The organism is Mitsuaria sp. BK041 (assembly GCF_014193085.1).
In the GTDB taxonomy this organism is placed as follows: domain Bacteria; phylum Pseudomonadota; class Gammaproteobacteria; order Burkholderiales; family Burkholderiaceae_C; genus Roseateles.
This window is the reverse complement of the sequence record NZ_JACHYT010000001.1, coordinates 1582600-1599834: the sequence shown is the minus strand read 5'-3', so window position 1 is coordinate 1599834 and position 17235 is coordinate 1582600. Positions and strand designations below refer to the sequence as shown.

General features: G+C 71.6%; 15 protein-coding genes. 4 read left to right on the top strand and 11 right to left on the bottom strand.

What is annotated here, in order from left to right:
• Nucleotides 1-129: 129 nt before the first annotated feature.
• Genes FHT38_RS07010 through FHT38_RS07000 form a run of 3 tightly spaced genes read right to left on the bottom strand, consistent with a single transcriptional unit; the run spans nucleotide 130 to nucleotide 4275 of the window.
• Nucleotides 130-2307: a PAS domain S-box protein gene (locus tag FHT38_RS07010; protein ID WP_183490901.1), complete on the bottom strand. Its 2178-nt coding sequence runs from the start codon at nucleotides 2305-2307 to the stop codon at nucleotides 130-132.
• Nucleotides 2304-2867: a response regulator gene (locus FHT38_RS07005; RefSeq protein WP_091723890.1), complete on the bottom strand. Its 564-nt coding sequence runs from the start codon at nucleotides 2865-2867 to the stop codon at nucleotides 2304-2306. The genes FHT38_RS07010 and FHT38_RS07005 overlap by 4 nt, the downstream gene beginning before the upstream one ends.
• On the bottom strand, nucleotides 2860-4275 hold the full coding sequence (locus FHT38_RS07000; protein ID WP_183490899.1) for an HD domain-containing phosphohydrolase: 1416 nt from the start codon (nucleotides 4273-4275) through the stop codon (nucleotides 2860-2862). Before FHT38_RS07000 ends, FHT38_RS07005 begins: the two co-directional genes overlap by 8 nt.
• A gap of 626 nt (nucleotides 4276-4901) precedes the next feature.
• On the opposite strand from FHT38_RS07000, the gene FHT38_RS06995 reads away from it, so the two are divergent.
• The 4 genes from FHT38_RS06995 to FHT38_RS06980 all read left to right on the top strand — a co-directional run bounded on the left by FHT38_RS06995 (nucleotide 4902) and on the right by FHT38_RS06980 (nucleotide 9156).
• Complete coding sequence (locus FHT38_RS06995; RefSeq protein WP_091723885.1) at nucleotides 4902-5639, top strand: endonuclease/exonuclease/phosphatase family protein; 738 nt, start codon at nucleotides 4902-4904, stop codon at nucleotides 5637-5639.
• Complete coding sequence (gene clsB, locus FHT38_RS06990) at nucleotides 5636-6988, top strand: cardiolipin synthase ClsB (protein WP_183490897.1); 1353 nt, start codon at nucleotides 5636-5638, stop codon at nucleotides 6986-6988. The genes FHT38_RS06995 and clsB overlap by 4 nt, the downstream gene beginning before the upstream one ends.
• A complete protein-coding gene (locus tag FHT38_RS06985; protein WP_310737353.1) occupies nucleotides 6985-7953 on the top strand; it encodes a lysylphosphatidylglycerol synthase domain-containing protein in 969 nt (322 codons plus the stop codon). The genes clsB and FHT38_RS06985 overlap by 4 nt, the downstream gene beginning before the upstream one ends.
• A gap of 72 nt (nucleotides 7954-8025) precedes the next feature.
• Nucleotides 8026-9156 (top strand): alpha/beta hydrolase, encoded by a 1131-nt coding sequence (locus FHT38_RS06980; protein WP_183490893.1) that lies wholly within the window; start codon nucleotides 8026-8028, stop codon nucleotides 9154-9156.
• Between the two features lie 52 nt (nucleotides 9157-9208).
• On the opposite strand, the gene FHT38_RS06975 is transcribed toward FHT38_RS06980, so the two are convergent.
• The 8 genes from FHT38_RS06975 to FHT38_RS06940 form a co-directional block, all read right to left on the bottom strand.
• Nucleotides 9209-10540, bottom strand: coding sequence for a DUF4010 domain-containing protein (locus FHT38_RS06975; protein ID WP_183490891.1), 1332 nt, complete (start codon nucleotides 10538-10540; stop codon nucleotides 9209-9211).
• 193 nt (nucleotides 10541-10733) lie between these two features.
• The gene (locus tag FHT38_RS06970; RefSeq protein WP_183492411.1) at nucleotides 10734-11636 is read right to left on the bottom strand and encodes an ATP-binding cassette domain-containing protein; all 903 of its coding nucleotides are present in this window, start codon (nucleotides 11634-11636) and stop codon (nucleotides 10734-10736) included.
• Nucleotides 11637-11649: 13 nt separating this feature from the next.
• Entirely contained in the window at nucleotides 11650-12528 is an 879-nt protein-coding gene (gene ssuC / locus FHT38_RS06965; protein ID WP_183490889.1) for an aliphatic sulfonate ABC transporter permease SsuC, read from the bottom strand.
• 1 nt (nucleotide 12529) lies between these two features.
• Nucleotides 12530-13711, bottom strand: coding sequence for an FMNH2-dependent alkanesulfonate monooxygenase (ssuD, locus tag FHT38_RS06960; RefSeq protein ID WP_183490887.1), 1182 nt, complete (start codon nucleotides 13709-13711; stop codon nucleotides 12530-12532).
• A 26-nt stretch (nucleotides 13712-13737) separates the two neighbouring features.
• Nucleotides 13738-14733: a sulfonate ABC transporter substrate-binding protein gene (locus FHT38_RS06955; protein ID WP_183490885.1), complete on the bottom strand. Its 996-nt coding sequence runs from the start codon at nucleotides 14731-14733 to the stop codon at nucleotides 13738-13740.
• A gap of 52 nt (nucleotides 14734-14785) precedes the next feature.
• Nucleotides 14786-15355 (bottom strand): NADPH-dependent FMN reductase, encoded by a 570-nt coding sequence (gene ssuE / locus FHT38_RS06950; protein WP_183490883.1) that lies wholly within the window; start codon nucleotides 15353-15355, stop codon nucleotides 14786-14788.
• Between the two features lie 170 nt (nucleotides 15356-15525).
• Nucleotides 15526-16326, bottom strand: coding sequence for an ABC transporter ATP-binding protein (locus FHT38_RS06945; protein WP_183490881.1), 801 nt, complete (start codon nucleotides 16324-16326; stop codon nucleotides 15526-15528).
• Nucleotides 16323-17219 carry an ABC transporter permease gene (locus FHT38_RS06940; RefSeq protein WP_183490879.1) on the bottom strand — a complete coding sequence of 299 codons (897 nt, stop codon included), beginning with the start codon at nucleotides 17217-17219 and terminating at the stop codon, nucleotides 16323-16325. The genes FHT38_RS06945 and FHT38_RS06940 overlap by 4 nt, the downstream gene beginning before the upstream one ends.
• Between the last annotated feature and the right edge of the window lie 16 nt (nucleotides 17220-17235).

The following is a 17235-nucleotide window of genomic DNA, read 5'->3' as shown; positions in this document are numbered from 1 at the left end:
GCCACGGCCCGAGGGCACACGGCCGCGACAGGCGCTCGGGCGCCTTACTTCACGGAGCGGGCCAGCAGCCGGACGTAGGCGGTCTGGTAGCCGTTGGACGGCTCGCAATGCAGGTAGGCCGCGCGCCGGTCACGTCGGCGCGGCCACGTCTTCCGGTGGCTTGACGGGAATCCAGACCTCGAAGGTCGTGCCTTCGCCGGGCACGCTGCGCACCTCGATCCGCCCCGCATGCTTCTGCACGATGGAGTAGGACAGCGACAGCCCCAGCCCGGTGCCCTTGCCCACCGGCTTGGTCGTGAAGAAGGGCTCGAAGATGCGGCGCCGCACCTCCTCGCTCATGCCGGTGCCGGTGTCCTGCACCTCGACGCGGACCCAATCGCCCTCGGCCCGCGTGCGCAGGCGGATCTCGCCGCGCTGCGGGATGGCATGGGCCGCGTTGACGATCAGGTTCATGAAGACCTGGTTCAGTTGCGCCGCGATGCAGCGCACCGGCGGCAGCTGGCCGTAGTCCTTCTTCACGTCGGCCTTGTACTTGACCTCGTTCATCACGACGTTGAGCGTCGACTCGAGGCCCGCGTTGAGGTCGGCGTCCTGCCACTCGGCATGGTCCACGCGCGAGAAGTCCTTGAGGTCGTGCACGATCTTCTTGACCCGCACCAGGCCGTCGTCGCTCTCGTCGAGCAGCTGCGGCAGGTCCTCCTTGACGAAGGCCAGGTCGATGCGCCGGTCCAGCTCGCGCAGCGCGCGGTCGACGGCCTCGGGCAGCGTGCCGGGCGCCTGCGCCTGCATCGTGTCGAGCAGCTCGAACAGCGGCTCCACGTAGCCGCGCAGCGTGCTCATGTTGGAGCTGACGAAGCCGATGGGGTTGTTGATCTCATGCGCCACGCCGGCCGCGAGCTGGCCGATGGAGGCCATCTTCTCGGACTGCAGCAGCTGGTTCTGCGCCTCTTCCAGGCGGGTGTTGGTCGACTTGATGCGCTGGTAGTTTTCCTCAAGCTCGCGCTGCACGCGCCGCACCTCGCTGCGGTCCTGCAGCAACCACCAGGTCTGGGCCAGGCGGTCATGCGGATTGGCCACGTAGGCGATCATCTGGATCCACAGCGGCCGGCCGCGCGCGGAGACCATGGGCATCTCGTGCTGCAGCGACTCGCCGCGGGTGAGCACCGGATAGGCGATCGACGCCAGCGACTGGAAGTCCTCGTCGCTGGCGAAGAAGGAACGCGTCGGGATGCCGCTGGGCGAGGCGCCGTCGAGCTCGAACATCTCGTTGAACTTGCGGTTGCCGCGCACGATGCGCTGGTTGAGCGTGGTGACGATGCCCACCGACGCGTTCTCCAGGAAGGCCTCCAACTCATGGTGCGTGAGCAGCAGCTCGGCGGTGCGCTCGCTGACCAGCTCCTCGAGCTCGGCGCGATGGCGGCGCAGTTCCTCCTCGGCGCGGCGCCGCTGGGTGACGTCCTGCAGCGTCTCGATCGCGCCGATGACGCTGCCATGCGCATCCCGCAGCGGCGCGGCGGTGAAGAACAGCCAGCGCCCGCCGCCGTCCATCTGCGGGAAGAAGGACTCGACCTCATAGGCGTCGTCCACGGTCTCCGAGCGGCGGCAGCGGCCCTCGTACAGCGGGACGCCCTCCGCCTCGATGGTGCCGGCGATGATCAGGTCGGCCAGCAGCGGGCGCTCGTCCGGATAGAAGGCCGACCAGGCGTCCTGCCGCCCCAGCATGTCGAAGCGGTCGCGGCCGGTGAGCTTGGCGCAGGCGGCGTTCCAGTGCGTGACCCGGTGCTCGGCGTCGAGCACGAAGCTGGCGACCGGACTGTTCTCGATGATCTGGTGCAGCACGCGCCCCACGTCGAGCAGGCTGGTCTGCACATGGCGCATGTCGCTCAGGTCCTGCACCGTCATCACGTTGAGCCGGCGTCCGCGCAGACTGACCGGTCGCGCGGTCAGCTCCAGCGACCGCGTCGAGCCGCTCGCCGTCAACGCCTCGATCTCGATGGCCGGCGGTGGATCGTCCTGCGCGATGGCCTGCAGGCCGTAGTGGCGCAGCGCCTCGCGCTGCTCGGGCGCGGCCCAGCCCTCGAACGGCATCGCCGCCATCGCGGCCGCGTCGTAGCCCAGCAGCCGCAGCATCGCCGCGTTGGCGTGGACGATGCCCGCCAGGTCATGCACGAGCACCGGCGTGGTCACCGCCTCCCAGGCGGCCGCCAGCTCGGCAGAGAAGTCGGCCGGCAGCTCGCCGGCCGCCGCCGGCTCGGCGAGCGGCGCTGCCATCGGCGCAGGCATCGACGCGGGGATGGCGGCGCTCATAGCTTCACGTCGCCCGGATCCTCCAGGATGAAGGATCCGTCGTCGGCCCAGTTGACATGGGTGATGCCGGGCTCCAGGCGCTCGAGCCGGCGCAGCTCCGCCTCCTGCGCGCTGATCTGGCCCTGCTGGGTGCGGACCAGGTCGGCCAGGCGGCGGTTCTCGATGACCAGGTCGCGGACCTGCAGCACCTGCCGCACCGCGCTGAGCAGTTCGAAGTCGGCCCAGGGCTTGGCGATGAAGCGCGCGATGGCGGCCTCGTTGACGGCCCGCACCAGCGCGTTCAGGTCGGCGTAGCCCGACAGGATGATGCGCTCGCAGTCGGGCTGCAGCGTGCGCAGCGCCGTCAGGAAGTCCACGCCGTTCATCTCGGGCATGCGGTAGTCGGAGATCGCCAGCGCGTAGACCTGGCGCCGCGCCTGCTCCAGCGCCAGCGCGCCGTTGGCGCATTCGTCGACCTGGTAGCGGCTGCCGTCGGGCGCGCTCAGGCCATGGCGCAGCAGCCGCTGCAGCGCATGGAGGATGCCGGGCTCGTCGTCCACGATCAGGATGCGTTCAGCCATGGGAGGCTCCTTGCGGGACGGTCGGGGCGGTCGGCGCTGTAGGCGCATTCGGTGCGGTCGGCGCGCTCGGCGCGGCGGCCGGCCGCGCGCGCACCGGCCCGGCGTCCTCATCCGGCAGCCGGATGTAGAGCGCGAGCCGCACCCCCTCGCGGCCGGCGAACTCGCGGATCTGACGCACCAGGCGCGCGTCGAAGACATGCCCCGCCGCCAGCAGCAGCGTGCCCTTGGGCGTCAGCAGGTCGCGCGCGAGCACCATGCCGGGCTCCACGTCCTGCGGGCTGACCTGGCGGTCGCGCGGCTTGTCCTCGGGCTCGTCGGTCAGGGCGAGCTCGAAGGCCTCGACGATCTCTTGCTCGTAGCGCGTGCCCGCGCCGCCGCGGATCAGCTGCAGCGCCTGCGCCGGGGAGAAGTGCTGCTCGGCCATGCGGCCCGACTGCGCGGCGCAGTAGTCGCTGGCCACGCTCAGCGCCTGCGAGGCCAGACCCACCGCGTTGCCCGACAGGCCGTCGGGGAAGCCCTTGCCGTCGATGCGCTCATGCTGCGAGCGCACCAGTCGCGCCACATGCTGCAGCTGGCCCAGCGGCAGCAGCGCGGCCTCGCCGTTGAGCGTGTGGCGGCGGTAGCGCGCGATCTCCTCGGCGTTCATCGTCGACACCGGCTTGCGCAGCAGCGCGTCGGGGAAGCCGATCTTGCCGATCTCGTGCAGCAGGCCGGCGCTGTGGACGTCTTCCTCCACCCGCGGTCCCAGGCCCATGCGGCGCGCCGTGCGCCGCGCCAGGTCGGCGACCTGGCGCGAGTAGCCCGCCAGCCCGCCCTCGCGCAGCTCCAGCAGGCCCGAGAAGACCTGGATGGAGAGCAGGAAGTTCTCCTTCACCTGCTCGAAGGATTTCTCCAGCATCGCGTTGACCTGCTCGATCTCCTGCGTGCGGGCGCGCACCCGCTGCGAGAGGTCGGCGTTGAGCGACTGCAGCTCGGCGTTCTGGGTCTTGGTCAGCTGCAGCAGCGCGCGATTCTCGAGTTCGAGCCGGCGGCGCGCCAGCGCGTCGTCGATCGCCAGGAGCAGCTCGCGGTCGTCCCAGGGCTTGGCGATGTGGCGCTGGATCTGGCCGCGGTTGACGGCCGCGACCGTGGCCTGGATGTCGGCATAACCGGTCAGCAGGATGCGGCCCACCGAGGGCCAGCGCTCCCGCACCTGCTCGAGGAACATCGCGCCGTCCATCTCCGGCATGCGCATGTCCGACACCACGACATCGACGGGTTCCTGGGCGAGGATCTCCAGCCCGGCCGCCCCGCCGGACGCGAGCAGCACGCGATAGCCCTGGGGCCGGACCAGCCGGCGCAATGCGCTGAGGATCGACGGCTCGTCGTCCACGAACAGGACGACGGGCTGCGCGGTCTCTTCGGTCATCTGTCGTCTCCCTGATGTGACCTGTCGCCGAACGCCCGACGAGTTTAGGCCGGGTCTTGCGTCGCGAGCCGTCGGCCGCCGTGCGATGACCCCGACGTCATCCGGGGCTTGGGGCGTGGGGGCCAGCGGAAGTCGCACCGCCGCCCTGCGCGCGCACGCCACAGCGTCGCCGCACCCCCAGGCGCATCGACACCTGCCCGGGCGGGCGGCAAAAGCCATGCCTGTTCAATGACTTGAACGAAAGACTTGAAGCGGCACTTCGCCAGCGCGAGCGTCGTCATCAGCGCCGCGCGTTCCTGAGCACGGCGTGCAGCGTTGCGCAACCGGGCCCGGGGAATCCCCTGAATCAGCGGTGGGACTCCGCGCCGCGCGATTGCGACGACGGCCGCGAGGGGTCTAGTATTGGCCGCTCCCACCCGGCCTCCGCGAGCCTCGCGCTCCGAGCCGGGAGCCCGCCGCGAGCTGCGGCCAACCGCCAACAGGAGCACCCCATGCTTGAACTGATCGGCGCGATTCTGGTGGGCGCCTTCGCGCTCACCTTCGGGGTCCTGTGCGTGGGCCCCATGGTGCTGCAGTCTGACGACCAGTAAACCCTGACGGGCACAGGGCTTGCCGCTGGGCAGGCCATGAAGTTCACCGTCCTCACCGTCAATCTCCACAAGGGTTTCGGTTTCTTCAACCGCCGCTTCATCCTGCACGAGTTGCGGGAAGCGGTGCGGGCCGTGTCCGCCGACGTCGTCTTCCTGCAGGAAGTGCTCGGCGAGCATGAACTGCACGCGGCCCGTGTCCCGACCTGGCCCCAGGCGCCCCACTACGAGTTCCTGGCCGACAGCCTCTGGAGCGACTTCGCCTACGGCCGCAACGCGGTCTATCCGCAGGGGCATCACGGCAATGCCCTGCTGTCGAAGTTCGCCATCACCCATCACACCAACCATGACGTGTCGGTGGAAGGGCCAGAGCGCCGGGGCCTGCTGCACAGCGTGCTCAAGCTGGAAGGCGGCCGCCAGCTGCATGCGATCTGCGTCCACCTGGGCCTGCGCGAGTCGCATCGCCAGCGCCAGGTCGAGCGCCTGTGCCAGCTGATCGACAGCCTGCCGCCGGAAGACCCGGTGGTCGTGGCCGGCGACTTCAACGACTGGCGCCAGCGCGCCCACCGCATGCTGAGCCGCTGCGCGGGACTGGCCGAGGTCTTCGTGAAGTCCTACGGCGCGGCCGCGCGCACCTTCCCGGCGCGCTTCCCGCTGCTGCCGCTGGACCGCATCTACGTGCGCGGCGCCTCGGTGCAGCATCCGATCGTGCTGCCGCGCCGGCCCTGGTCGCACCTGTCGGACCATGCGCCGCTGGCCGCGGAGATCCGCCTATGAAGCGTCCGGACTGGACCGAGGGCAACCGCATCGAGCTGCTCGAGAACGGCGAGGAGTACTTCCCCGCCGTTTTCGCCGCGATCGAGTCGGCCCGCGAGGAAGTGCTGATCGAGACCTTCATCCTGTTCGAGGACAAGGTCGGCCTGGCCTTGCGCGAGGTGCTGATCGCCGCCGCCCGGCGCGGCGTGCGCGTGGACATGACGGTGGACGGCTTCGGGTCGCCGGAGCTGTCCGAAGGCTTCGTCCGCGGCCTCACCGAGGCCGGCGTGCGGCTGCACGTCTTCGATCCGCCACCGCGCTTGTCGCGCCGCCTGAAGCCGTTCCGGCGGCTGCATCGCAAGATCGTCGTCGTCGATGGGACGACCGGCTTCATCGGCGGCATCAATTTCTCGGCCGACCACCTGATCGATTTCGGTCCCGAGGCCAAGCAGGACTACGCGGTGCGCGTCCACGGCCCGGTGGTGACGCAGCTGCGCCGCGCGACGCTCGAGATCCTCGGCACGACGACGACGAAGACTGCAACAACGGAGACGACGACGGCGCCGTCGGCCGGCCCCGCCGCGCAGCGACGCTGGTGGCCCGGCCGGGCCCGCGAGCCGCGCGCGATGTCGTCAGCTACGCCCGGAGACCGCGCCGCGCGCGCGGGCCCGGCCAAGGCGGTCGTCGTCACCCGCGACAACCATCGCCATCGCGACGACATCGAGCGCATGTACCGCATGGCCCTGCATGCGGCGCGGCACGAGGTGATCATCGCCAACGCCTATTTCTTCCCCGGCTTCCTGCTGCTGCGGAGCATGCAGCGCGCGGCGCGGCGCGGCGTGGCGGTCCACCTGGTCCTGCAGGGACAGCCCGACATCCCCTGGGCGCGCTGGGCCGCGCGCATGGTCTACGACCAGCTGATGCGCGCCGGCGTCCACATCCACGAGTACTGCGAGCGGCCGATGCACGGCAAGGTCGCGCTGGTGGACGGCGCCTGGGCGACGGTGGGTTCCAGCAACCTGGATCCGCTGAGCCTGTCGCTGAACCTGGAGGCCAACCTCATCGTCGAGGACCGCGAGTTCAACCGCGCGCTGCGCGACAAGCTGCAGCCGCTGATGCGCAGCCACTGCCGGCTGCTGAAGCTGGAGGAGACCAACGCGCACCGTTGGTGGTGGCGACTGGGCATGGGCGCGCTGGTCTTTCACGTGATGCGGCATTTCCCGCGCTGGCTGGCGCGGCTGCCGCGACAGACGCAGCCGCTGTTGCCGGTGGCGGAAACGCCGGTGGTGGTCAGCGCGCCGCAGACACCGGCGATCGAGGCCTGGCAATGGCACGCCACGAAGCAGTTGAGCAAGGAAACCGCGGAGTGAGCCGGAACGGCCGCGGCCACGCGGCGCCGGCGCGCCGGCGCTGGCGCGGCCTGGGCGGCTGGCGCGGCTGGGGGCGCTGGCTCAGCGCCGCCTTCGCGATCGCCGTCGTGGCGCTGCTGGCCTGGGCGGCGCGCCAGATCGACTGGCACGAGGTCGGCGACGCGCTGCGGCAGCTGCCTGTGGGCGTGCTGGCCGCGGGCGGCGCGCTGTGCGCGCTCAGCCACCTGATCTACAGCGGCTACGACCTGATCGGCAAGCGCTGGACGCGGCACCCGGTGCCGGCGCGGCGCGTCATGCTGATCACCTTCATCAGCTATGCGTTCAATCTCAACCTGGGCTCGCTGGTCGGCGGCGTCGCGATGCGGCTGCGGCTCTATGCCCGCGAGGGCTTGAGGCATCCCGTCCCGGCCAAGGTCCTGGCGCTCAGCATGGCCTCCAACTGGCTCGGTTATGGCCTGCTGGCGGGCGGCCTGTTTCTCTTCGGCTGGCTGGCCCCGCCGGCGGACTGGCGCATCGGCGCAGCCGCGCTGCGCGGGCTGGGCGCGCTGATGTGGGCCGTCGTGCTGGGCTACCTGGCCTTGTGCGCCTTCTCGCCGCGCCGCGAGTTCCGCTTGCGCGGCCACCACTTCTTCGTCCCCAGCCTGCGCATCGCGCTGATGCAGCTGCTGATCGCCTCCGCCAACTGGCTGACCATCGGCGCGGTGCTGTGGGTGCTGTTGCAGCAGGACGTGGACTACGGCCACACCCTGGCGGTGCTGCTCGTCGCGGCGGTGGCCGGCGTCATCACCCATGTGCCGGCCGGGCTGGGCGTGCTGGAAGGCGTGTTCGTCGCCTTCCTCGGACCCACGCTCGGCGACGGCCAGGTGCTGGCGGCGCTGATCGCCTACCGCGCGCTGTACTACCTCGCGCCGCTGGCGGTCGCGGCGATCGCGTATTTCGTGCTGGAGGCGAAGGCGCGGCGCTGAACCGCCGCCGGAACGATGCCGCCTCTGTCCAGGCATCCGAGCGGATGCCGCCTCATCGACCAGGAGCCTGTCATGTCTGCCACCTCGCACTTCACCGTCAGGGTCGGGGCCATCGGCGCGATTGCGCTGCTGCTGACGGCGCTGTCCCCCGCCCGCGCCGATGACGACGCCGGCAAGGGCACTGGCAATGAGCGGCCCGGCAAGGTCAGCACCGCCATCGCCAAGGGCCTGGGCAAGATCCGGCTGGATGGCGACATGCTGGCGCTGCTGAAGGCGCATGAAGGGCTGAAGCCCAAGGCGATCGAGAAGCTCGACGTCCGCGCCGCCCGCGCGAATCCGACCGTGGCGGATGCGGTCCAGGCGCTGCTGCGCCAGAACCAGCGCAGCACCGATCCCGCGCAGCTGGCGCCCGGCATCACCAGCGTCGACGCCACCGTGCAGGGCGCGGCCGGTCCGCTGCCGGCGCGCTTCTACACGCCGGCCGGGCCCGGGCCCTTCCCGGTCGTCGTCTATTTCCACGGCGGTGGCTGGGTCCTCGCCGACAAGCAGGTCTACGACGCCAGCGCGCGCGCCATCGCGCAGCAGGCCCAGGCGCTGGTCATCTCCGTCGATTACCGCCGCGCGCCGGAGGCCCGGTTCCCCGCCGCCTGGGACGACGCGCTGGCCGCCTACCGCTGGACGCTGGCCAACGCAGCCAATCGCAAGGGCGACACCAGCCGCGTCGCGCTGGCCGGCGAGAGCGCCGGCGGCAACCTCGCGCTCGCCACCGCGATCGCCGCGCGCGACGCCGGCCTGCAAAAGCCCGCTCATGTGCTGGCCATCTATCCGCTGACGCAGAGCAGCCTCAACACCGAGTCCTACCTGGAGAACGCGCTCGCGCAGCCGCTCAACCGGGCGATGGTCCAGTGGTTCCTGGACCAGCTCCTGGAGGACAAGGCGCAGCTCAAGGACTGGCGCCTGAACCTGATCGACGCCCGGCTCGCTGGCCTGCCGCCGGTGACGCTGATCAGCGCCCGGGTGGATCCACTGCGATCCGACAGCGCGAAGATGGAGGACGCGCTCAAGCGGGCCGATGTCCTGGTCGAGCGCCGCGACTATGAAGGCGTGACCCACGAGTTCTTCGGCGCCGCCGCGGTCGTGGAGAAGGCGCGCAACGCGCAGACCTTTGCAGGCGAGCGCCTGCGCCGGGCTTTCGGGAATTGAAGACCGGGCGGGCCCGGTCCACGGAAGACGCGGCCGATAAGGCCCGCCCTGCTCAGGGTCCGTTGCCGTTGGCGTAGGGCAGCAAGGCCTCGACCAGCGGCTTGACCAGCTCGCGCAGCAGCAGGCCCAGTCCGCCCGCCAGCGCGATGCCCACCATCGCGATCGCCAGGCGCGCGATCAGGGGCCGATGCCCGGTGCGCACGATGAAGGACAGGCTGAACACCAGGCTGGTGAGCGATGCCAGCACCGCGCCGTTGGCCGCGACGTCGAAGCCGATCGCGCCCTGCGCCGCCATGCTCGCCGCGGCGGCCACCGCGCTGGCGCTGGACAGCAGCCCGCCGATGACGGTGACCGCATAGAAGCCGGCCTCGCCGAACTCGCGCTGCATCAGCCGGCCCACGATGTGCAGCGCCAGGAACAGCAGCCCGTAGCGCAGCGCCACCGGCAGCGAGAACGGCAGCTCCAGCTTGATGTCCGAGACATCCTCGGTCGGCGTGCCGTTGCGCTGCAGCAGGCTCAGCACCACGAAGCCCGCCGCCGACAGCACCATCATCCCGAAGGCCGCCGCCGCGTTGACGAAGGCCAGCGGCGTGAGGATCAGCAGCAGCACCGCGTTGCGCAGCACCATCGCGGCCACCGCCACCAGCACCGCGCGGTACGCGCCTTCGGCGAAGCGGCCAGCCGTCTCGCGGACCCGCGTGGCCATCTCGACGACGGTGAAGTTGCTGTTGACCAGGCCGCCGAAGAAGGCCGACAGCTCCGCGCCCTTGGAGCCATACATCTTCCACAGGATGTAGTTCACGAAGCCGATGCTGGCGATCAGGATCACGGTGACCCAGGCGGCGCGCGGCTCGATCAGCCGCCACGGACCGACCGCGCCGGCCGGCAGCGCCGGGTAGATGACGATGGCCAGGATCGCGAGCAGCAGGGCCGAGCGCACCTCGCCCTCGGTCAGGCCCATCGACAGGCCCGAGAGCCGCTCCTTCCAGGCCAGCAGCGCGGTGGTGCTCACCATCACCGCCGCCGGCGTCACCGTGTGGCCGAGCCCGCACAGCACGCCCGCCATGCAGGTCACCAGCATCGCGGCGGAGGTCGTCAGCTCCGGCCCATGGCCGCCGCGCATCGTGTGCACGTTCAGCGGGATCGCCAGGCCGGCGGCCAGGATCAGGCTCAGCAGCGCGTAATGCTCGCCCAGCGAGCCGCCCAGCGCGCCGAGCAAGGCGATGAAGCCGAAGGTCCGCAGCCCGGCCTCCTTGCCGCGCCGCTCCCGCTCCAGGCCCAGCAGCAGGCCCAGCGACAGGGCCAGCGCCAGGCGCAGGAGGATCTCGAGGTAGGGCCACTCCGCGTTGGGCAGTGGCGTGGCGATGGGCAGCGGCAGTGTCATCGGGCCAGGGTACCCAAGGACTGAACGGGCCTCAAGCCTCCAGCGCGGGGACCGCCTCACCCTGCCCCGCCGCCTCACCCTGCCCCGCCGCCTTGCCCGGTCCCCGCCGCGCTGTCATGTGTTCGCGGACCCTCGCTCCGAATCGCTTCAGGGAAGCCTCGTGGAACTCTACGGCGGTGATGCGCGCGGCACCCTACACCGCCCAGCGCAACATCGGCGCGGGCACCGGCACCGCCGCGTGGTCGGGCGGTGTCTCGGGCTCGCGGTCCGGCGCGCTCAGCACGCGATCGAGCAGCCGCTGCTCCAGCGCCGCGAAGGCCGCATCGCGACGGCGCGGTCGCGGCAGGTCGATGCGCAGGTCCAGCGCCAGCCGGCCGTCCTCGATCAGCAGCACCCGGTCCGCCAGCGCGACCGCCTCGGCCACGTCGTGCGTCACCAGCAGCGCGGTGAAGCCGTGCCGCGTCCACAGCGACTCGATCAGCCGCTGCATGTCGATGCGGGTCAGCGCATCCAGCGCGCCCAGCGGCTCGTCCAGCAGCAGCAGCTTCGGCGCGTGCACCAGCGCCCGGGCCAGCGCCACGCGCTGGCGTTGACCGCCGGACAGCCGGGCCGGCCATTCGCCGGCGCGGTCGGCCAGGCCCACCTGCGCGAGCGCCTTCAGCGCGCGCTCGCGGGCGTCCTCGCCTTCCAGGCCGAGGGCGACGTTGTCGACCACCTTGGCCCACGGCAGCAGCCGCGCCTCCTGGAACATGAAGCGCGTGGCCGACGCCTCGCCGGCCGCGAGCGTCCCCGCGCTCGGCTGATCGAGCCCGGCGAGCAGCCGCAGCAGCGTGCTCTTGCCGCAGCCGCTGCGGCCGATGACCGCGACGAACTCGCCGGCCTCGACCCGCAGGTCCACGCCGCGCAAGACCTGGCGCTCGCCGAAGGACTTGCCCAGGCCCGCCAGCGTCACCGCCTCGCCACCGGCCGCGGCGTCGCGCGGCCCGGCCAGGTTGCGGCGCGCAAGCGGCGGCAGCGGCGCGTCCGCCTCGGCCGGCAGCGCCGCGGGCTGGGAGTCCTGCGCATCGGCCAGGATGTCGATCTCGGTGACGCTCATCATGTCTTGCCCGTCATGTCTGATAGCCCGGATGCCAGCGCAGCCAGGCGCGCTCCAGCGCCTGAGCCGCGACGTCGGCCAGCTTGCCCAGCAGCGCGTAGATCAGGATGCCCACCAGCACCACGTCCGTCTGCAGGAACTCGCGCGCGTTCATCGTCATGTAGCCGATGCCGCTCTGCGCCGAAATGGTCTCGGCCACGATCAGCAGCACCCACATCAGCCCCAGCGAGAAGCGCAGCCCCACGAGGATGGAGGCCGTCGCCCCCGGCAGGATCACCCGCCGGTACAGCGCCCCGCCGCGCAGGCCGTAGGAGCGCGCCATCTCGATCAGGTCGCGGTCCACGCCACGGATGCCGTGGAAGGTGTTCAGGTAGACCGGGAAGAACACGCCCAGCGCCACCAGGAACAGCTTGGCCGTCTCGTCGATGCCGAACCACAGGATCACCAGCGGGATCAGCGCCAGCGGCGGGATGTTGCGCAGCATCTGGAGCGTCGTGTCCAGCGCCGTCTCGGCCCAGCGCTGCGAGCCGGTCAGCAGGCCCAGCAGCAGCCCCAGGCCGCCCCCGATCGCGAAGCCGAGGAAGGCCCGGCCGGTGCTCACCACCAGGTGCCGCCAGAGCTCGCCCGACAGCGCCAGCTCCCACGCCGCCCGCGCCACCGCCGAAGGCGCCGGCAGCACCCGCGTCGACAGCCAGCCCGCCTGCGCGCTCAGTTGCCAGAGCGCCAGCACCGCCAGCGGCACCAGCCACGGGAGCAATCGCCTGAGCGCCGCGGCGGACGCGGCCCGCCACGCCTGCGGTTGGCGTGGCGCTGCCCGCCCGCCGGCGCTGTCTCCGATCGCGGCACCCACCCTGCCCGGCGCGCGTGGCGCCTCGATCACGGCCGCCCCCATGTCAGCTCGCGGCGGCCAGCTTGGCCGGACCGGGGACGTAGCTGTTGGCGACGATCTCGCCGAAGGGGCCGGTCAGCTTGGGCGCGCTGAGCTTCTCGCGCAGCGCCAGCGGCAGCAGCGGGAACACCAGCTCGGCGAAGCGGTAGGCCTCCTCCAGATGCGGATAGCCGCTGAGCACGAAGTACTCCAGGCCCAGCGCGGCGTATTCCTTCAGTCGATCGGCCACCTGCTGCGGATTGCCGACCAGCGCCGTGCCCGCGCCGCCACGCACCAGGCCCACGCCGGCCCACAGGTTGGGCGAGATCTCCAGCCCGCTGCGGATGTCGTCCTTGTTGAACCGACCCTGGTGCAGCTCGGCCATGCGGCGCTGCCCCACCGAATCCATCGCGGCGAACTTGGCCTGCGCCGCCGCGATCACGTCCTCGTCGAGGTGCTTCACCAGGTCGCCGGCGGCGGCCCAGGCCTCTTCCTCGGTCTCGCGGACGATGACATGCAGGCGGATGCCGTACTCAAGGCGGCGCCCCTTGGCCTGCGCGCGCTGGCGCACTTCGCCCAGCTTCTCGGCGACGGCAGCTGGCGGCTCGCCCCAGGTCAGGTAGGTGTCGACCTGCTCGGCCGCCAGCTCGATCGCCGGTCCCGACGAGCCGCCGAAGAACACCGGCGGATAGGGCCGGCTCACCGGCGGGTACAGCAGCTTGCCACCCTTCACCCGCAGCTGGTCGCCGTCGAAGTCGACGGCCTCGCCCTCGTGACTGGCGCGCAGCACCTCGCGCCACACGGTCAGGAACTCGGTGGACAGCGCGTAGCGCTCTTCATGCGGCAGGAACAGGCCGTCGCCGGCCAGTTCGTCCGGATCGCCGCCGGTGACCAGGTTGACCAGCAGTCGCCCGCCGGAGAGCCGGTCCAGCGTCGCCGCCATCCGCGCGGACTGCACCGGCTGCACCAGCCCCGGCCGCAGCGCGACGAGGAACTTCAGGCGCCGCGTCGCCTCGATCAGGCTGGCCGCGACGATCCAGCTGTCCTCGCAGCTGCGGCCGGTGGGCAGCAGCACGCCCTCGTAGCCGAGGCTGTCGGCCGCGATCGCGACCTGGCGGTAGTAGTCGAAGTCCGCGACGCGGGCGCCCCTGGAGGTGCCGAGGTAGCGCGAGTCGCCGTGCGTGGGGATGAACCAGAGGATCTTCATGGGGGGACCTTCTCTCGTCGTGCCGCTCACTTGGCGGCGGTGCGGACCGACTTCGGCAGCGCGTCGGCGATGCGGATGGGCTTGGGGATCAGCTTCAGCGCATGGAAGGCGTCGGCGATCTTCTGCTGCTCGGCGGCGATCGCCGGCGTGATCGGCTGGATGCCGTAGGCGAAGCGCGCGGCGGCGAGCTCGGTGGTCGCGACGTCCAGGCCGATCTGCGGCGCGAGCAAGGCCGCCACGGCGGCGGTGTTGGCCTCGGACCAGCGGTCCAGCCGCGCCAGTTCGTCGACGATCGCCTGCACCACCTGCGGATGCTTCTCCGCGTAGCCGCGCGCGGCCAGGTAGAACTGGTGGTTCGCGACCACGCCCTTGCCGTCGGCGATCACGCGCGCGCCGAGCTGCCGCTCGGCCGCGGCGAGGAAGGGATCCCAGATCACCCAGGCGTCGACGGCGCCGCGTTCGAAGGCGGCGCGCGCGTCGGCCGGCGGCAGGTAGACGACCTGGATGTCGCTGTACTTCAGGCCCTGCTTCTCCAGCAGCTTGACCAGCAGGTAGTGGACGTTGGAGCCCTTGTTCAGCACCACCTTGCGGCCCTTGAGATCGGCCAGCGTGCGCACCGGCGAGTCCTTGGGCACGACCAGCGCCTCGGCCGCCGGCGCGGGCGGCTGGTTGGCGACATAGACCAGGTCCGCGCCGGCGGCCTGCGCGAAGATCGGCGGCGCCTCGCCGACGGTGCCGAAGTCGATGGAACCGACGTTCAGCCCCTCGAGCAGCTGCGGGCCGGCGGGGAACTCGGTCCACTTCACCGTGATGCCCAGCGGCGCCAGGCGCTTCTCCAGGTCGCCCTTGGCCTTCAGCACGGTCAGCGTGCCGTACTTCTGGAAGCCGATGCGGAGCTCGGTGGGATTGGCCGGCGCCTGCGCGTGCGCGGCGCCGGCATGCAGGCCCAGCGTCGCGGCGAGCGCGGCGGAGAAGGTGACGGCGCGGATCAGCGCCGCGCGGCGGTCAAGGAACAGCGTCATGAGGAGGTCGCGGAGTGGAAGGTTGTTGGAGAGCGCCGGCCAAGGCCGACGTTCAGAGGACCAGGGCGGGACGCGCGACGGGCGCCGCGCGCTCGGGCGCGGGCACGCGATCGATCACCTGCGAGGCGCCCACCAGCAGGCGGCGGGCGATGTCATCGCCGACGCGGTACTCGCCGGCGGCATCCTTGGCGATCTGGGCGTCGCTGGCATAGACGCCATCGATGTGCGAGCGGGCCCCGAGCGCGGACAGCACCGGCAGCAGGCCGTAGTCGAGCGCCAGCAGATGGGCGAGGCTGCCGCCCGTCGCGAGCGTCCAGACCGTCTTGCCGGCCAGGCCGTCCTGCGGCAGCAGGTCGAGGAAGACTTTCAGCAGCCCGCTATAGGCCGCCTTGTAGATGGGGGTCGCGATGACGATGGTCTTCGCCTCGGCGACCGAGGCGAGCGCCTCGCGCAGGGTCGCGTCCCCGATGTCCGCATGAAGCAGCGCCTGCGCGGGCAGATCGCGCAGCTTGAGGGTGCGGGTCGGGAGCCCGTGGTGATGCAGGCGCTGCGCCGCGGCGCTCAGCAAGGCGCCGGAGCGCGAGTGGACACTGGGACTGGCGGCGATGAGCAGGACGGACATGGCGGTCGGGGGATGAAGCAGGGACCGGGTCATTCTGCGAATCGGCCGTCATTCCCTGAACGAAGCAGAACGCCGATGGATAGGCGTAAAACGGCTATCGCCAGACGCCCGGGCACGACGCACCGAAGCCCCTCGCCCGCTTGCGGGAGAGCGGTGGGGGTCAGGGCCGATCACCCCGGTGGTGCCAACGCCGACAACACCTGCCCCCGCAGCGCCCCCAGTTCGGCGCTCCCACGCCCCCGGGGGTGCGGCACCCCGACGGGAATCTCCCGCACGATGCGCCCCGGCGCTGCCCCGAGCACCAGCACCCGATCGGCGAGCAGCACCGCCTCCTCGATGTCATGCGTCACGAGCAGCAGGCTGGTGCCATGAGCCCGCGCCACCTCCCGCACAAGGTCCTGCAGCTTCATCCGCGTGAACGCATCCAGCGCCGAGAACGGCTCATCCAGCAGCAGCACGCGCGGCCGCGTGTAGAGCGCCCTCGCGATCGCCGCCCGCTGTGCCTGGCCGCCGGACAGCTGGCGCGGCAGCGCGTCCTCCAGTCCGGCCAAGCCGACCTCCTCGAGCAGCCGCCTCACCCAGGCCTCGTCATGCCCTTGCCCGAGATCGAACCCGACGTTCTCCGCCACGGTCAGCCACGGGAACAGCCGTGGTTCCTGGAAGACGACCCCGATGTCCCGATCCGGCCCCTGCCGCGCCCGCCCACCGAGCCGGACCTCGCCGCTGAAATCGGGATCCAGCCCCGCCACGATGCGCAGCAGCGTGCTCTTGCCGCAGCCGCTCGCGCCGACCAGCGCGAGCACCTCCCCCGCCGCCAACGCGAAGCGGACGTCGGACAGCACCGGCGTTTCGCGCGGCGAGGCCTGTGCCCCGCCACCTTGGCCATTCCCGCGAACCTTGCCGGCCGAGCCGACCACGCTGGCCGCACCGGCGAATCGCTTCGCCCTCACCTGCACTTCGAGCACGCTCATGCCGGGCCTCCAAAGCTGTCGCGCCAGTGCAGCGCGCGTTGTTCCACCGTGGCCATCAGGCTGTCCGTGAGCTTGCCCAGCAGGGCCAGCAGCACGATCGCCGCCAGCACCAGGTCGGCCCGCCCCGTCTCACGACCATCGGTCAGCAGGTAGCCCAGGCCGCGGCTCGCCGCGATCAGCTCGGCCGCGACCATGAACATCCACGCCAGGCTGAGCCCGTTGCGCAGGCCGGTCAGCAGCGCCGGCAGCGCCGCGGGCAGCAGCACGCGCCGCGCCAGCGCCGCGCGGCAGAACCCGCGCAGCCGGGCGACCTCGACCAGCTTGCGGTCCACGTCGCGGAAACCCGCGGACACGCCCATGTAGACGGGGAAGAACGCGCCGATCGCGATCAGCGCGAGCTTGGACGCCTCGTCGATGCCCAGCCAGAGCAGCAGCAGCGGCACCCAGGCCAGCGACGGGATCGCGCGCAGGGCCTGGAAGCTCGGCGTCAGCACCGCCGCCGCCGTGGCCGACAGGCCCACCAGCGCGCCCAGCAGCACCGCGAGGACCGCGCCCAGTGCGAAGCCGCCAGCCACGCGCAGGCTGCTGGCGACCACATGCGGGACGAGCTGGCCATCGCGCGCCATCTGCGCCAGCGCGGCGCCGACATCGCTCGGCGCGGGCAGCAGGTGCGGCGCGATCCAGCCGAGCCGCACCGCGGCCTCGGCCAGCACCAGCAGCGCCACGGGCGGCAAGGCGCCGAGCAGCCAGGCCGGCCACCGGCCGGCGGCCGCATCCGTCCCGCCCGCCGCATTCGCAACATTCGCCGCAACTGCCGCAGCCGCCGGCTGCTCCGGCAACACCGGTCCGAGCGAGGCCACGGCCCGCGCGATCAGGTCGGGATCGGCGCTCATCGCGGCCCGCTCGCGC

Coding starts and splice junctions, on each gene's coding strand:
- FHT38_RS06940 (WP_183490879.1), bottom strand. CDS start 17,219: ATGAGCGCCGATCCCGACCTGATCGCGCGGGCCGTGGCCTCGCTCGGA.
- FHT38_RS07010 (WP_183490901.1), bottom strand. CDS start 2,307: ATGAGCGCCGCCATCCCCGCGTCGATGCCTGCGCCGATGGCAGCGCCG.
- FHT38_RS06970 (WP_183492411.1), bottom strand. CDS start 11,636: ATGAGCGTCACCGAGATCGACATCCTGGCCGATGCGCAGGACTCCCAG.
- ssuD (WP_183490887.1), bottom strand. CDS start 13,711: ATGAAGATCCTCTGGTTCATCCCCACGCACGGCGACTCGCGCTACCTC.
- ssuE (WP_183490883.1), bottom strand. CDS start 15,355: ATGTCCGTCCTGCTCATCGCCGCCAGTCCCAGTGTCCACTCGCGCTCC.
- FHT38_RS06975 (WP_183490891.1), bottom strand. CDS start 10,540: ATGACACTGCCGCTGCCCATCGCCACGCCACTGCCCAACGCGGAGTGG.
- FHT38_RS06945 (WP_183490881.1), bottom strand. CDS start 16,326: ATGAGCGTGCTCGAAGTGCAGGTGAGGGCGAAGCGATTCGCCGGTGCG.
- clsB (WP_183490897.1), top strand. CDS start 5,636: ATGAAGCGTCCGGACTGGACCGAGGGCAACCGCATCGAGCTGCTCGAG.
- FHT38_RS06980 (WP_183490893.1), top strand. CDS start 8,026: ATGTCTGCCACCTCGCACTTCACCGTCAGGGTCGGGGCCATCGGCGCG.
- FHT38_RS07005 (WP_091723890.1), bottom strand. CDS start 2,867: ATGGCTGAACGCATCCTGATCGTGGACGACGAGCCCGGCATCCTCCAT.
- FHT38_RS06995 (WP_091723885.1), top strand. CDS start 4,902: ATGAAGTTCACCGTCCTCACCGTCAATCTCCACAAGGGTTTCGGTTTC.
- FHT38_RS07000 (WP_183490899.1), bottom strand. CDS start 4,275: ATGACCGAAGAGACCGCGCAGCCCGTCGTCCTGTTCGTGGACGACGAG.
- ssuC (WP_183490889.1), bottom strand. CDS start 12,528: ATGGGGGCGGCCGTGATCGAGGCGCCACGCGCGCCGGGCAGGGTGGGT.
- FHT38_RS06955 (WP_183490885.1), bottom strand. CDS start 14,733: ATGACGCTGTTCCTTGACCGCCGCGCGGCGCTGATCCGCGCCGTCACC.